The following is a 15,717-nucleotide window of genomic DNA, read 5'->3' as shown; positions in this document are numbered from 1 at the left end:
TAAAACGTTTGTTAGTTTTGTTTGAGTTATATTTTCAAAAGAGGGCAATTTTTGCCCTCTTTTTTTTGCTGTTTTTTGTCAAATTTCTCAAAAAAAATCATACATTGTGCTTGAATTATCACTTCACAAAAATTAAATATCTTTTTATCAAAATGCATAAAAAATTAGCATTAGTTTCACTTCTAGCTCTAGTATTTACTGGGTGTTCCAAAAGTGAAGACGCTTTGTTTACCCAACTTGATTCATCAGATACTGGGATTAACTTTGTCAATGAAGTTAAAAATGGAGAAGAAATGAATATCTTCAAATACCGAAATTTCTATAATGGTGGTGGTGTTGCAATTGGAGACATTAACAACGATGGTTTGTCGGATGTTTATTTTACTTCCAATCAAGGAACCAATACTTTATATCTCAACAAAGGCAACTTTAAATTTGAAGACATCTCCAAAAAAGCCGGAATTCAAGGAACCAAATCATGGTCTACAGGAGTGGTTATGGTCGATATTAATGGAGATGGGTTATTGGATATTTATGTGTGTAACGCTGGAAGTAATAAAGGGGATCAACAAGATAACGAACTTTTTATCAATAATGGTAATTTAACGTTCACTGAGAAAGCAAAAGAATATAACCTTGCAGATACCGGAATTACTACACATGCTGCCTTTTTTGATTATGATAAAGACGGCGATTTAGATTGCTATATTTTAAATAACAGCTTTATACCAGTAAGCAGTTTGAATTATTCTAACAAACGCGAACTTCGAGATAAAGATTGGGATGTAAACCCAATTCTGAAAGGTGGTGGCGACCGACTGTTGCGAAATGACAATGGAAAATTTAAAGACGTTAGCGAAGATGCCGGAATTTACGGTAGTCTTATTGGTTTCGGATTAGGCGTTACCGTTGGTGATGTTAATGGTGATTTATATCCAGACATATACATTTCTAACGATTTTTACGAAAGAGATTACCTTTATATTAATAATAAAAACGGCACTTTTACCGAACAAATCCAGAATTGGGCTACACACATTAGTCAATCGTCTATGGGTGCTGATATGGCCGACATCAATAACGATGGTTTAGCAGATATCTTCACTACTGATATGTTACCCGAAGGTGATCAACGAACAAAAACGACTACAAGTTTCGACAATTACGACTTATTTACAAGAAAATTAAACCTCGATTTTTTCAATCAATATATGCAAAACACCTTGCAATTGAACTCCAAAAATGGACAGTTTAATGAGATAGCTAGTTTTGCAGGAGTAGCTAAAACCGATTGGAGTTGGGGAGCTCTACTTTTTGATATGGATAATGATGGTTATAAGGATATTTATGTGTGTAACGGAATTTACCACGACCTAACCAATCAAGATTTTGTGGACTTTTTTGCCAATGATGTGATGCAAAAGATGGCAATAACCGGAAAAAAAGATGATATGGAAAATATCATTAATAAAATGCCAAGCACACCAATTCCAAATTATGCTTATAGAAATAATAAAAATTTAACGTTCACCAATGAAGCTCAAAATTGGGGATTAGGAACCCCAAGTTTCTCTAATGGTGCGGCTTATGGCGATTTAGATAATGATGGTGATTTAGATTTGATTGTCAATAATGTTAACATGCCTGCTTTTGTTTATCAAAATAATTCACAAAAAAATAAAGACAACCACTTTGTTAAAGTCAAACTTAAAGGCGATAAACAAAATAAATTTGCCATCGGAAGCATAGTCGAATTGTATGCTAAAAAAGAAATTATTCGTCAGGAATTGATTCCGTCTCGCGGATTTCAATCGTCTGTTGATTATGTGATGACCTTCGGAATTGGAACCAAAAAAATTGATTCGTTAAAAGTTATTTGGCCAAATGATAAATTTCAAACGATTAAAAAAGTAGCCAATAATGCAACTATTACTTTGAATATTGCCGATGCTAAAAGCGCTTTTGTTCCTAAAAAAGAAATAGTGAAACCACTATTTTCAGAGCAAGCGAATACCTTACTTCCTCACAAAGAAAATGATTACATCGACTTTGATTATGAAGGATTAATTTCTAAAATGTTATCGCAAGAAGGACCGTCACTAGCTGTAGCAGACATCAATAAAGACGGAAATGACGATCTGTTTATTGGCGGCGCCAAAGGAACTCCGGGTAAAATTTACCTCAATAACGGAAACTCTAATTTCACACCAACTAATCAACCAGCAATAGAAAGTGATGCTATGTATGAAGATACGGCTGCAAGTTTCTTTGATGCTGATAATGATGGCGATATTGATTTACTTGTGGGTTCTGGTGGCAATGAAAAAGCCGATCAAGCCAATTATAAAAACCGTTTGTATCTTAATAATGGAAAAGGAGTGTTTACAAAAAGTACTTCGGCAGTACCAACTACAAATGCTAATGTAGCGGTTATTGCGCCATATGATTTTGATAATGATGGCGACACCGATGTTTTTATAGGAAGTAGAAGTGTGCCAGGCGTATACGGAATTGACCCGAAACACCTATTATTAGAAAACGACGGAAAAGGAAACTTTACCAATAGTACTGATAAAAAGGCCTACAAAATGAATGAAGTTGGAATGATTACCGATGCCATATGGGAAGATATTGACAACGACACTAAAAAAGATTTGATTATTGTAGGCGATTGGATGGCACCAGTTATTTTCAAAAACACCGGTAGACGTTTGGCGGAATTCAAAAACAATTTAACCAATGAAAAAGGATTTTGGAACACGGTTTCTTGCGTCGATTTGAATAATGATGGTAAAAAAGACCTAATTTTTGGAAACAAAGGAACTAATACCTCTTATAAATGTACCAAAGAGAGTCCTATGAAAATGTTTGTCAACGATTTTGATAATAATGGAACGATCGAACAAATTTCATCACGAACCATCGATGGAAAAGACATGCCGATTCACATGAAAGGCGAATTAGCCAAACAAATTCCTTCTATCAAAAAGAAGAATTTGAGCTATGAAGAATATGCCAAAAAATCGGTTCAAGAAATCTTTACACCCGAAGTGGTTTCCAATTCGATTATAAAAACAGCTTATGTTCAAGAAAGTTCGGTGGCCATTAACAAAGGCAACGGGCAGTTTGAAATGAAAGCATTACCAAAAGAAGTACAGTTTTCGAGTGTGAATGCCATTTGCACTATGGACGTTAATAAAGATGGAATTTTAGATTTAATTTTGGGTGGAAATCAATACGAATTCAAACCTCAATATGCTCGATTGGACGCCAATTATGGCAGTGTATTGCTAGGAAATAAAAACGGCACCTATACTTGGGTTCCAAATGAAAAATCAGGTATTTTCATTAAAGGTGAAGTCAAAAACATCAAAATAATTAAAACAAAAAACAATTCGGCAACGATAATTGCTGTGGTAAATGACAACAAGCCGAAAATATTCAAGCGTAATGACTAATTTTTATAAACTCCTTTTCGTTTCGATTCTTCTGGTTGGCTGTTCTAAAAAACAAGAAAATCTGTTGTTTAAGAAATTGCCTTCGAGCGAAAGTAACATCACTTTTGCCAACGAACTCGATCCTAAGAAAAACATTTCTATACTAGATTACCTCTATTACTATAATGGTGGAGGTGTGGCTTTGGGCGATATCAATAACGACGGTTTGGTTGATATTTATTTCAGTTCCAATCAAGGGAAAAACAAATTATACCTAAACAAAGGCAACAATAAATACGAAGATATTTCTGCCAAAGCAGGAGTTGAGGGCACCAGCGATTGGGAGTCTGGAACTATTATGGCCGATGTTAATGGCGATGGTTATTTGGATATTTATGTGTGTGCCGTAGTAGGAATTAATGGTTTTGAAGGCCATAACGAATTGTTCATCAACAATAAAAATAACACGTTTACCGAAAGTGCAGCCGAATATGGATTGGATTTAGACAACTACAGTTCGTCGGCAGCTTTCTTCGATTTCGATTTAGACGGCGATTTAGATATGTACTTGCTTAATCATGCTGTACACTCGGAATTGTCGTATGGAAATGCCGACATTCGCAAGAAAAGAAGTTACGAATGTGGGGATAAATTATTCAGAAACGACAATGGAAAATTTGTCGATATTAGCGAGAAAGCCGGAATTTTTGGTGGTGCCAACGGCTATGGTTTAGGTTTAGCCGTATCCGATTTTAATCAAGATGGCTATCCCGATATTTACGTTTGTAATGATTTTCACGAAGATGATTATTACTATCTTAATAACGGAGACGGAACTTTTACGGAAAGTTTGAAGCAACATTTTGGGCATACCAGCCGTTTCTCAATGGGTGTTGATGTAGCCGATATCAACCACGATGCTTTCCCAGATATCATGACGCTTGACATGCTTCCTGAGAATGAAAAAGTGCTAAAATCATCGGCCGGAGATGACAACCCTCAAATGTTCAAAGTGCGCACCGAAAAGTTAGGCTATCATTGCCAGTACACGCGCAATATGTTGCAAATCAATCAAGGCGGTACAAATTTTACCGAAACGGCTTTACTGAGTGGTGTGGCAGCTTCCGATTGGAGTTGGAGTTCGCTTTTTGCCGATTACGATCAAGATGGTGAACAAGATATTTTTGTGTGCAACGGAATTCCGAAGCGTCCAAACGATTTGGATTACATCAAATATTATTCGAACGATCGCGTAAAAACCAAAATCAGTGCTACTAAATTATTGGATAAAGAAGCTTTAAAACGCATGCCAAGCGGCAAAGTAACCAATTATGTTTTTCAAGGTGGAACGGATTTGAACTTTAAAAATAAATCGGCCGATTGGATTGAAAATGATTCTATAATTTCTAATGGAAGCGGTTATGCCGACTTAGATAATGACGGCGATTTAGATGTGGTAACCAATAACTTGAATAGTGAAGCCTCAATTTATATCAATCAAACGAATGCGCAATCGAATTATTTAAAAATTAAATTGCAATTTCAAGGTAAAAACACTTTCGGAATTGGAACCAAAGTGATTTCGTATGCAAAAGGGAAAAAACAGTACAAAGAATTGCAAACAACGCGAGGATTTCAGTCGTCTTCCGAACCAGTAATTCATTTTGGATATAAAAAAGAAGCCAAGGTAGATTCGATTGTGGTCATTTGGCCTGATAGAACATACCAAACCTTGAAAGGTGTTAAAACCAATCAAACCTTGACAATTAAAGCGAATACTACCAGAAAACCTTTTGATTACACTAGATTGCATCCAACAGTTTTGCCAATTTTCAAAAAGACAAATGCTAATTTAGGCATCAATTTCACACATCAAGAAAATGATTTTGTTGATTTTGTCTATCAAAAATTAATTCCATACCAACGTTCTGACAGAGGTCCAGCAACCGCTATTGGCGATTTGAATGGCGATGGAAAAGATGATATTTTCTTTGGTGGTGCGAAAGATATTCCGGCTCAAATTTTCCTTCAAAACGGCAATGGATTTTCTAAAAAAGTATATCCGACTATAGAAAAAGATGCAATTTATGAAGATGCATCAGCCGTAATTGCCGATTTTAATAATGATAAAAGTAACGATTTGTTCGTGGCTTCTGGTGGCGGTCAAAACGCTTCCGATTTGCAAGATCGATTGTATTTGGGTAAAAATTTAACAGCGGCAACGTTGCCAAGTTTAATGCAAAATGCCTCGGTTGTCAAAGCTTTTGATTATGATAAAGACGGCGATATGGATGTATTTGTTGGAAATAATTCGAAGAATAATCGTTTTGGAAGTACTTCCGATTGCTATTTGTTGAACAACAATAAGGGTAATTTTACAGTTACAGAAGCTAAAACATTTTCGGGAATAGGAATGGTGATTGATGCCGTTTTTTCTGATTTTAACAACGATGGAAAAACCGATTTAATTGTAGTTGGTGAATGGATGAAACCTACTTTTTTTGCCAATACTAATGGACGATTTTCTAACGTAACCGAAACAATTCTTCCCGAAAAATGCAACGGGTTGTGGCAGTCGATTCAACCTTTTGATATTGATGGAGACGGCGATTTAGATTATTTGGTTGGAAATTGGGGATTGAATTCGAAGTTTAAAGCTAGTCAAGAATTTCCAATGAAGATGTACTACGATGATTTTGATAAAAACGAATCGTTTGAAACCATTGTAGCCATTGAAAAAGAAGGAAAATATTACACTACAATGGGCTTGGATGAACTAGCAGAACAGTTCAGCGGATTGGTGAAAAAGAAGTTCAATGCCTATAAAGATTTTGCCGGAAAAACCGTAGAAGAAATCTTCGATCCAGCGTTGTTGGACAAAGCAAAATTGTATGAAGTTCACATTTTAAAATCGGGTTATTTGAAAAACAACAATGGCAAATTTACTTTTGTACCGTTTTCAAATGCTTTGCAAGTGGCACCAATTACATGTTTTGTAAAATCTAATTTTGATGGCGATGCGAAAGAAGAAGTTTTTGCCGCCGGAAATTATTTTGGTGTTACGCCTTACCACAGTCGATTTGACGGGTTTTCGGGAGCATTAATCAAAAATGATAAAACTATTTTATTAGGCAATCAAATTGGAATCGATTTGACCCAAAAAGCAGTTAGACATTTGGATGTCTTGAATGTCAATGGCCAAAAATACCTTTTGATAACCATCAACAATAAACCCGCAGAAGTATACGAATTACCAAGTTTGAAAAAATAAAAAATACACAATGAAATTTAAATTAGTTTCCCTAGCAGCACTATGTATGTTGGTTGTTTCTTGTAAAAAACAAGCTTCAATTGTAGTAACTCCATCCGATTATGAAGCATCGATAGATAATGTGACCCAAATCTTGATTCACGATATTTTTTCGCCGCCTGTAGCCAGTAGGATTTATACCTATCCTAATATTGCAGCTTATGAGGTTATTTCTCAAAATAGTTCTACTTACAATTCGCTTCAAGGGCAATTGAAAGGATTGGATTCGATTCCGAAATTGGATGCTAAAAGTGGTGTCAATAAAAATGTAGCGGCTTTGGTCGCTCATATGGAAGTGAGTAAAGCCTTAGTTTTTTCAGAAGACTTGGTTGAAAAATTCCGTGATAGTTTGTATAAAAAGTGGAAGAATGAAAATTCAAAAGAATTTGAAGTTTCAAAAGAATATGGACTAAAAGTGGCCGAACGTATTAAAAAATGGATGGGAAAAGACAATTACAAACAAACCCGTACGTTTCCAAAATATTCGGTTTTTGCCAATGACAAATCAAGATGGCAACCCACTCCGCCTTCCTATATGGATGCCGTTGAACCACATTGGGGTAAAATTCGAACCTTGGTTTTGGATTCGTCATCACAGTTTAAACCAGCTCCAGCTTTGAAGTATTCTACCGATAAAAATTCGCCATTTTTTAAACAAGCGCAAGAAGTATATGATATCAGTCAAATGATGATTAAAAAAGGGGATACCTCGGAAGAAATGAAAATTGCACAGTTTTGGGATTGTAATCCGTATGTAACCGTAAATCAAGGACATATGATGTTTGCCAAAAAGAAAATTACGCCTGGCGGACATTGGATGGGTATTACTAAAATTGCTTGCAAGACTTCCAAAGCCGATTTTGATAAAACCGTGTATGCTTTTACAGCCACTTCCATCGGGTTATTTGATGCTTTTATCAGTTGTTGGGATGAAAAATTTAGAAGTAATGTAGTGCGTCCGGAAACAGTTATCAATCAAAATATTGATGAAGATTGGAAACCATTACTTCAAACACCACCTTTTCCAGAATATACCAGTGGACATTCGGTAGCTTCAACATGTTCTTCTATAGTTTTAACGTCTGTTTTTGGAGAGAATTTTGTTTATCTAGACGATACAGAATTAGCATATAATTTACCAAGTAGAAAATTCAAGTCGTTTAAAGATGCGGCTAAAGAAGCCTCTATGAGCCGTTTTTATGGTGGAATTCATTATAAAGCAGCCATTGAAAACGGAATTATTCAAGGTAGAAATGTTGGTGAGTTTATTGTTAAAAAATTAAAATTTTTGAAAAAAGATGTCAAATAAAAAGAAGTATTTCATTGTATTTTTACTAGGTTTTACTGCGGTATCTGTTTGGTATTTATTTCTTAAAAAAAGCGATTATACCATTACTTTTAAGGCTAAAACAGCTACCGCAACAGTATTTCAAGGTATAAAAGATTGGTCTAATGAGCAACTTAAAAGTCAGAACGAACAGTATGTCATAGTAGAAAAAAACAATTTTGATTTCATTGCACAAAAAATGACAAAAGGAAATCAGAAGTTTGACTATACTTGGAAATTAACCCCAGTTAACGATTCCATTACCGAAGTTCAAGTGGATATTAAAGAAGAAGGTAATAGTTTTTACAATCGATTGACAGCACCTTTTTTTAAAACAAAGTTTAAAGAAGAGCAAATCAAAAAAATTAAATCTTTTAAAGAAGCATTGACAGCACATTTGCAAAATTTTAAGGTCAAAATCAATGGAGAAGGAACTTCTCAAGAAGAGTTTGTGGCCTATATAAATCTGAAAAGCGTCTTGCAAGAAAAGGCTCAAATGATGATCATGAACGATGCTGCAATTACATTGTATTTGACCAACAATAAAATTAAAATCACTGGAAAGCCTTATGTGGAAATTGTAAAATGGGACTTAGATTCTGAGCAAATTGAATTTAATTATTGCTTTCCTATAGACAGAGCTACGGCTTATATTCCAAGTGATAAAGTGAAGTTTAAAACGATTCCTGCAATGAAAGGTTTGAAAGCTACTTATTATGGCAATATGAGAACTTCAGACCGTGCTTGGTTTGCATTGTTAGATTATGCCAAAGAACACAACCTTGTTCTGGAGAACAAACCATTAGAACATTTTTTTGCTAATCCATTTAATGGCGGTAACGAAATAGAGTGGGAAACACAAATCGTGATGCCTTATTCTACAAAGTAAAAACATTTTACGAAAACGATTTCGTGACCTTTTTTGCCGATTTTCAGTACATTATAAAGGACAAAATACTTAAGAACTTTATATTTGAATGTACTTAAAATTATGACTTACATAGATATATGTTAGGATAGTTTTTCATACATTTTGTTTAATATTAATAGTTTCCTCGTCTTCATTGATGTGGAAACTATTTTTAATTTTTAAGGGATTCAACTATGAGCATGAAAGTAAAATTAAGTTTTTGGCAAATCATTAATATGAATGTGGGTTTTTTTGGCATTCAATATAGTTTTGGTTTGCAACAAAGTGCCGTGAATCCAATTTACGATTTTTTGGGAGCAAGTCCCGATCAATTACCCTTGCTAAACTTGGCTGGACCATTAACGGGTTTGTTAATTCAGCCTTTAATTGGAGCTTTAAGTGATAAAACCTGGTCACCCAGATTGGGCGGTAGAAGAAAACCCTTTTTTTTAATTGGAGCTTTAGTATGTAGTATCGCTTTATTTCTTTTTCCGTTTAGTAGTTCATTATGGATGGCTGCAGGATTATTATGGATTTTAGATGCTGGGAACAACACCGCAATGGAACCTTATAGGGCCTTCATAGCAGACAAACTTGACGATTCACAACAACCAATGGGCTTTCAAGCACAGAGTTTCTTCACTGGTTTTGGTCAAACTCTAGCTAATGTTTCGTTGTTTATATTTCCATTAATTTTTATTGGAACCACAGGAAAGTTACCGACTTGGGTTTTTGCTTCCTTTTTTTTAGGAGCAATTTGTTCGATAGCATCTGTATGGTGGAGTTCGCATACTACTAAAGAAATTCCACCTACCGAAGAAGAGTTGCGTTTAATAAAGTCGGAAAAATTAAACTTTTTCACCCCATTTATTGATATTTTTTCTGCAATTAAAGACATGCCAAAAGTAATGTGGCAATTGGCATTAGTTTATTTATTTCAATGGTATGCATTGTTTTGTTATTGGCAAAATTCTTCCAAAAGTATAGCGCTTTCGGTTTGGAATGTTACCCCTAAATCAAATCCAGAAGGCTATGAGCAAGCGGTAAGCTGGACGGGTTTGGTAAATGGATGGTATAATGTGGTTACCTTTTTAGTGGCTTTTGCCTTGGTTGGTTTTGCAAAAAAATATTCGGCTAAATATGTGCATTTTGGATGCTTGACTTTGGCAGCAATAGGGTTTTTAATTTTTCCACACATTGAAAATAAATATTTATTATTTCCAGCCATTACAGGTTTCGGAATTGGATGGGCAAGTATGATGGGAATTCCTTACCTCATGGTGGTTTCTAGTATTCCAAAAGAACGTTATGGGGTGTATATGGGAATTATAAATATGATGATTGTAATTCCAATGTTTATTCAAACCATTACGTTTGGATACATCATGAAGCATTTTTTAAACAATGATCCGCGATTGGCTATAACTTTTGCTGGAGTGTTATTGGTTTTAAGTGCTTTATGTACCTTATTTATGAAAACAAAAAAGCAAGTTATTAGTGAATAATATAGCCTACCAAAAAGCAATTGAATTATTGCATGAAGTTGCCTCGCTAAATGGATTTTTAGCCAGTGCAGAAAACACAACAAATTATAAGAGAGTTTGGGCTAGAGACGGTGTTATTTGTGGCATATCAGCCTTAGCATCTGGCGATGAGAAACTAATTGAAGCTTTTAAAAACACCTTAGAAACCCTAGCAAAACACCAACACATAGTAGGAACAATACCTTCTAATGTTTTGATAAATGAAAGAAAAACAGAAGTGAGTTATGGTGGATTGGCTGGAAGAGTAGATGCTATAACTTGGTTTGTTATTGGTGTTTGTCAGTACGCATTTTATACAAACGATGTAACGTTTATTAAAAAATACCAAACGGAAATAGACAAATGTTTAGCTCTTTTAGATTCTTGGGAATTCAATAATAAACACCTTATTTATGTGCCGCTTTCGGGCAATTGGGCCGATGAGTATATTACTGACGGTTATGTTATATACGATCAATTGTTGCGTGTTTGGGCCTTGAAGAGTTACAATCATTTCATGAAAAGCAATACAATAGCACAAAAATGTAATGCTATTATAGAACAAATTGAAGTTAATTTCTTCCCCAATTCGACCAAAGAAAAATACCACGAAAAAGCCTATAGTGAAATAGAATTTAATGGATTCTTTCCTTGTTCTTTTTCGCCTGCGGGTTACAAAATGAATATTGATGCTTTTGCCACTTCATTGATTTTAATCTTGAACATTGGCTCGGAAGAATTTCAAAATAAGATAATAAGTAATGCCGATTTATTGGCATCTTCCACAAAATTAGGATTGCTTCCAGCTTTTTGGCCACCTATTTTTGAAAACGATGAACACTGGAATCTGTTGAAAAACAATTGCAAATATGAATTCCGAAATTTTCCATATGAATTTCATAATGGCGGAAGTTGGCCAATGGTTAATGGTTTTTTTGGTCTGGCATTAGTAGCAAAATCAGAAACTAAAAAAGCAATGCATGTTTTAAGTAAAATAAACCATGCCAATTCGATTAATAATTTTTCATTTTACGAAAATTTCAACACCAAAACACAAGAACCTAACGGAGTTTCTTTTTGTGCTTGGAGCGCAGCTGCGACAGTAATGGTACATCAATCGTTATTTAATAATTTTAAAGTTTTAGTTTAATTTGAAAACAATAGATATTATTTGTATTGGAGAAGTTCTGATTGATTTTATTGGTCATGAAGTAAATACCTCTATAAACAGCACCAAAGATTACCATCGTTTTTTGGGTGGATCACCAACTAATGTTGCTGTGAATGCTTCCAGACTTGGGTTTAACTCGGTTTTGGTAGCCACTTGTGGGCAAGATGGACTGGGCGATTATATTGTCAGAAAATTAAAAATGAATAATGTAAATACGGCACAGATTAACAAATTGGAAACCACTCCAACCTCGGTTATATTTGTTTCAAAATCGACAGAAACACCAGATTTTATTCCCTATCGTGAGGCAGATTGTCAAATTTTCGAAAATCAATTGCCTGATGAGCTCTTGACCGATGCCAAAATATTCCATACTACTTGTTTTGCTTTAAGTAAAAATCCGGCACGAACTACCATTTTAAATCGAGCTGCTAAAGCTAGAGAATTGGGATTGAAACTGAGTATTGACATTAATTTTTCTGAACGCATTTGGCCCAACAGAGAAGAAGCGATGCAAGTTATCAAAGAATACCTTTCAAATGATCCGTTAGTAAAGCTAAGTGAAGACGACTGCTATCGACTTTTTGCAGAAGTAAAATCAGAAGATTATATTTTTGATTATTTTCACAGTCTCGGAGCTTCAACTATTTGCCTAACAAAAGGGAAAAAAGGTGTAGTGCTTTCGGATATCAATCACGGATTGTTTATTCAAGAAGCATTATTTGTTAATGAAATTAAAGATGCCACCGGTGCAGGTGATGCCTTTTGGACGGGTTTTTTATACGCTCAATTAAAACGAAAAACCTTAGAAGAAAGTCTTTCCATAGCCCAAAAATTAGCTTCTTTAAAACTTCAAAATGTAGGTAGATTACCCGATGGAATCGACTTTAAAGATTATTTAAATAATTAGAATTATGAAAAACAGCTCTATAAAACTTGCGATGTATCTTAACTATTTTGTGTTTGCAATTCTGTTAAACAGCGTTGGAATTGTGATGCTAAAATCGCAGCAAAATTATGGTGTTGATGAAGTTCAAGTTAGTATTTTAGAGGCTTTTAAGGATTTACCAATCGCAATTGTGTCGTTTTTTATTGCTTCTTTTTTACCAAGAATTGGCTATAAAAGAGGGATGTTAATTGGAATGGGTTTGGTCATTTTTGCCTGTGTGTTTATGTACTTTGGAAATTCATTCAATTCGGCTAAAATATTATTTGCAACAGTAGGAGTTTCCTTTGCTTTAATTAAAGTTTCGGTCTATTCGTTGATAGGAATGGTAACTGAAAATCAAAAAGAACACAACAGTTTGATGAGCAGTATTGAGGGTGTTTTTATGATTGGAATCGCTTTGGCTTACTTTCTTTTTCCGGCATTCAATTCGTCTGAGAATCCAAATTCTTGGCTAAATGTATATTGGTTATTGGCCGCTATTTCGTTAGTATCTTTTTTATTTTTATTCTTTTCGTCCTATAAAAATCAAACGGAAGCAGTTGGAACCAATTTGTCTGAAGATTTTGCATCAATGTTTAAGTTACTGACAAAACTTTTAATTATTGTTTTTGTTATAAGTGCCTTTTTATTTGTGATGATAGAACAAGGAATCATGTCTTGGTTGCCTACATTTAATAATAAAGTATTGCATTTGCCAGAAAATATTAGCATTATGATGGCCAGTATTTTGGCAATTTCTTTGGCAGCAGGACGTCTGTTGGCCGGGATAATTACTAAAAAAATCAATTGGATTTGGGTGCTTACTTTTTGTGTCTTAATGTCGATGTTGATTGTAGTTTTTATTTTACCAAAAGCGGTAAGTCTTAGTACAAAAGAATTGACGGTAAATTCGTTTAAAGATATTCCTTTAGTTGCTTTTGCATTTCCATTGGTAGGATTGTTTATTGCGCCAATTTATCCGTTGTTAAATTCGGTTGTTTTAAGTGCATTACCCAAAAAGTTACACAGTCCAATGACTGGATTGATAGTTGTTTTTTCAGCGCTAGGCGGAACCATTGGTTCGCGAGTTATTGGCTATTTGTTTAAAAATGAAGGGCCAGAAAATGCATTTTATTTCACGTTAATTCCGATGTTTATGTTGCTTATTTCATTTTTTATATTAAAAAAACTTACTGCAAAAAATGAAGCTACAGCTTAATATTGAACAAACTATTTCACAACTGTTACTTCAAGAAGATGTTGATGGAGATAAAAGAATAACCATTGAGGACAAAGGGCTTAAACGTTTTGTGTTGAATGCTGATGCTGAAAATATTGTAGTTGAAGGTACTTATTTTTTATCCAATTTGTTGCAAGAACTCATCTTGACTCAAGAAAATAAATCGAGTTGTATTGAAACCGATGCTATTTTCGAATTGCCAGCCAATCGAATTTCCAGAATGATCAAACAGTATTTCTGGAACGGATTGACTCGAACTATGGATGAGAAAGGGTTGGAGAAAATTGTAACCGACTCGAAATCGAAAACGGAGAAATCGATTATTTATGTGCCATATACGGATGATTTTGCATTGCAATATTATCGAGGATTGGTTTCTAAATTCAATATTAAAGTCGTACAACTTCCTAAAAACATAACTCCAGAATACGTAAGCAGCATTAATGATGAAGGTGGGATTTTAGCTTTGGCGCTACAAACAGTTGACGGAAAAACGTCGGGTGTACCATTTGCAGTTCCTGGCGGAAGGTTCAATGAAATGTATGGCTGGGACAGTTATTTTGAAAACATTGGATTGATCATAGATGGGGAATTGGATTTAGCCAAAAGTATGGTTGAAAATTTTACCTATCAAATAACACATTATGGCAAAATCCTAAATGCCAATCGCTCGTATTATTTAACACGAACGCAACCACCATTTTTTTCTAGTATGATTCGCGAGGTTTTTGAAGCCATGCCAGATAAGGATTTTTATTGGTTAAAAAAACAACTGCAAGTTGCAATTTCTGAATATGAAACGGTTTGGATGGTTTTAGGAAATCGTCAAACAGAAAATGGATTAAATCGTTATTTTGCCCAAGGTTTTGGTTTACCTCCTGAAACAGAGCCTGGGCATTATGACGGTATTTTAAAGCCTTATGCAGAGGCTAGAAATTTAACTATTCCCGAGTATGAAAAATTGTATTATGAGCGCAAAATAGACAATCTCGAATTAGATGCGTATTTTATTCACGATCGAAGTGTTCGCGAAAGCGGCCACGATACCAGTTACCGAATTGAAGCGATTTGTGCTTCGTTGAATGTGGTAGAGTTGAATGCGATGTTATACAAATACGAAACTGATTTTGCAGCATTAATCGCACTGTATTTTGAAGATAATTTCGAGATTGAAAGTAGAAAATACGATCAGAGTTATTGGTTATCAAAAGCAGAAAGTAGAAAACAATTGATGAATAAATATTTATGGAATGAAGTACACTCGTGTTTTTTTGATTACAATATAGAAACCCAATCACAAATTATATTTTTATCAGCTACTAGTTTTTTTCCTCTTTGGGCAAACATTGCTACACAAGAACAAGCAGATAGGATGGTGAATAAGGTGCTTCCAAAATTGATTTGTCTTGGTGGTATTGCTGGCTGTTCGGCTGGAGCATTAACTGCTGTTAGCGCTAATCAAATGCAACGCCAATGGGATTTTCCAAATGGTTGGCCACCACATCAGATTATTATTTGGCAAGGATTGATGAATTATGGCTATCATGAGAAAGCACAAGAATTAATTTACCGTTGGCTTTGGATGATTACAAAAAATGCCTGTGATTATAATGGAACCGTTCCAGAGAAATATGATGTAGTGAGTGCTTCTCACAAAGTATTTGCGGAATATGGCAATCAAGGCACCGATTTTGAATACATAACCCGAGAGGGATTTGGTTGGATGAATGCGTCGTTTCAATACGGTTTTAAGTTGTTAAATCCTGATTTAAAACTAAAATTAAATCAATTGATGCATCCTGAAGTGTTATTCTCTTAAAGGCGATTTTTGATTTCCCAAAGAACCATGAACTTTTCTAGTTAATTAAGTT

General features: G+C 34.7%; 9 protein-coding genes. All 9 read left to right on the top strand.

The window, feature by feature from the left end; genetic code table 11:
* The first annotated feature begins 152 nt into the window (after positions 1 to 152).
* The 9 genes from ACODSI_RS07350 (at position 153) to ACODSI_RS07310 (ending at position 15,665) form a co-directional block, all read left to right on the top strand.
* The gene (locus tag ACODSI_RS07350; protein WP_488916189.1) at positions 153 to 3,458 is read left to right on the top strand and encodes a VCBS repeat-containing protein; all 3,306 of its coding nucleotides are present in this window, start codon (positions 153 to 155) and stop codon (positions 3,456 to 3,458) included.
* Positions 3,451 to 6,708, top strand: coding sequence for a VCBS repeat-containing protein (locus ACODSI_RS07345; protein WP_488916188.1), 3,258 nt, complete (start codon positions 3,451 to 3,453; stop codon positions 6,706 to 6,708). The genes ACODSI_RS07350 and ACODSI_RS07345 overlap by 8 nt, the downstream gene beginning before the upstream one ends.
* A 10-nt stretch (positions 6,709 to 6,718) precedes the next feature.
* A complete protein-coding gene (locus tag ACODSI_RS07340) occupies positions 6,719 to 8,056 on the top strand; it encodes a vanadium-dependent haloperoxidase (RefSeq protein WP_488916187.1) in 1,338 nt (445 codons plus the stop codon).
* Complete coding sequence (locus ACODSI_RS07335) at positions 8,046 to 8,963, top strand: GyrI-like domain-containing protein (RefSeq protein ID WP_488916186.1); 918 nt, start codon at positions 8,046 to 8,048, stop codon at positions 8,961 to 8,963. Before ACODSI_RS07340 ends, ACODSI_RS07335 begins: the two co-directional genes overlap by 11 nt.
* Positions 8,964 to 9,178: 215 nt before the next feature.
* Positions 9,179 to 10,489 carry an MFS transporter gene (locus ACODSI_RS07330; RefSeq protein WP_488916185.1) on the top strand — a complete coding sequence of 437 codons (1,311 nt, stop codon included), beginning with the start codon at positions 9,179 to 9,181 and terminating at the stop codon, positions 10,487 to 10,489.
* Positions 10,482 to 11,657: a glycoside hydrolase 100 family protein gene (locus tag ACODSI_RS07325; RefSeq protein ID WP_488916184.1), complete on the top strand. Its 1,176-nt coding sequence runs from the start codon at positions 10,482 to 10,484 to the stop codon at positions 11,655 to 11,657. The genes ACODSI_RS07330 and ACODSI_RS07325 overlap by 8 nt, the downstream gene beginning before the upstream one ends.
* Position 11,658: 1 nt before the next feature.
* Positions 11,659 to 12,588 (top strand): carbohydrate kinase family protein, encoded by a 930-nt coding sequence (locus ACODSI_RS07320; protein WP_488916183.1) that lies wholly within the window; start codon positions 11,659 to 11,661, stop codon positions 12,586 to 12,588.
* A 4-nt stretch (positions 12,589 to 12,592) separates the two neighbouring features.
* Entirely contained in the window at positions 12,593 to 13,825 is a 1,233-nt protein-coding gene (locus ACODSI_RS07315) for an MFS transporter (RefSeq protein ID WP_488916182.1), read from the top strand.
* On the top strand, positions 13,809 to 15,665 hold the full coding sequence (locus tag ACODSI_RS07310; protein WP_488916181.1) for a trehalase family glycosidase: 1,857 nt from the start codon (positions 13,809 to 13,811) through the stop codon (positions 15,663 to 15,665). The genes ACODSI_RS07315 and ACODSI_RS07310 overlap by 17 nt, the downstream gene beginning before the upstream one ends.
* Positions 15,666 to 15,717: the final 52 nt, after the last annotated feature.

This window comes from Flavobacterium sp. FG139 (genome assembly GCF_057809695.1).
Note: the sequence above shows the minus strand (reverse complement) of the source record. Positions and strands in the feature narration are given on the sequence as shown.

Excerpts from the sequence above, each read along its gene's own strand:
- ACODSI_RS07315 (WP_488916182.1), top strand. The coding sequence starts at position 12,593 with ATGAAAAACAGCTCTATAAAACTTGCGATGTATCTTAACTATTTTGTG.
- ACODSI_RS07310 (WP_488916181.1), top strand. The coding sequence starts at position 13,809 with ATGAAGCTACAGCTTAATATTGAACAAACTATTTCACAACTGTTACTT.
- ACODSI_RS07335 (WP_488916186.1), top strand. The coding sequence starts at position 8,046 with ATGTCAAATAAAAAGAAGTATTTCATTGTATTTTTACTAGGTTTTACT.
- ACODSI_RS07345 (WP_488916188.1), top strand. The coding sequence starts at position 3,451 with ATGACTAATTTTTATAAACTCCTTTTCGTTTCGATTCTTCTGGTTGGC.
- ACODSI_RS07330 (WP_488916185.1), top strand. The coding sequence starts at position 9,179 with ATGAGCATGAAAGTAAAATTAAGTTTTTGGCAAATCATTAATATGAAT.
- ACODSI_RS07350 (WP_488916189.1), top strand. The coding sequence starts at position 153 with ATGCATAAAAAATTAGCATTAGTTTCACTTCTAGCTCTAGTATTTACT.
- ACODSI_RS07340 (WP_488916187.1), top strand. The coding sequence starts at position 6,719 with ATGAAATTTAAATTAGTTTCCCTAGCAGCACTATGTATGTTGGTTGTT.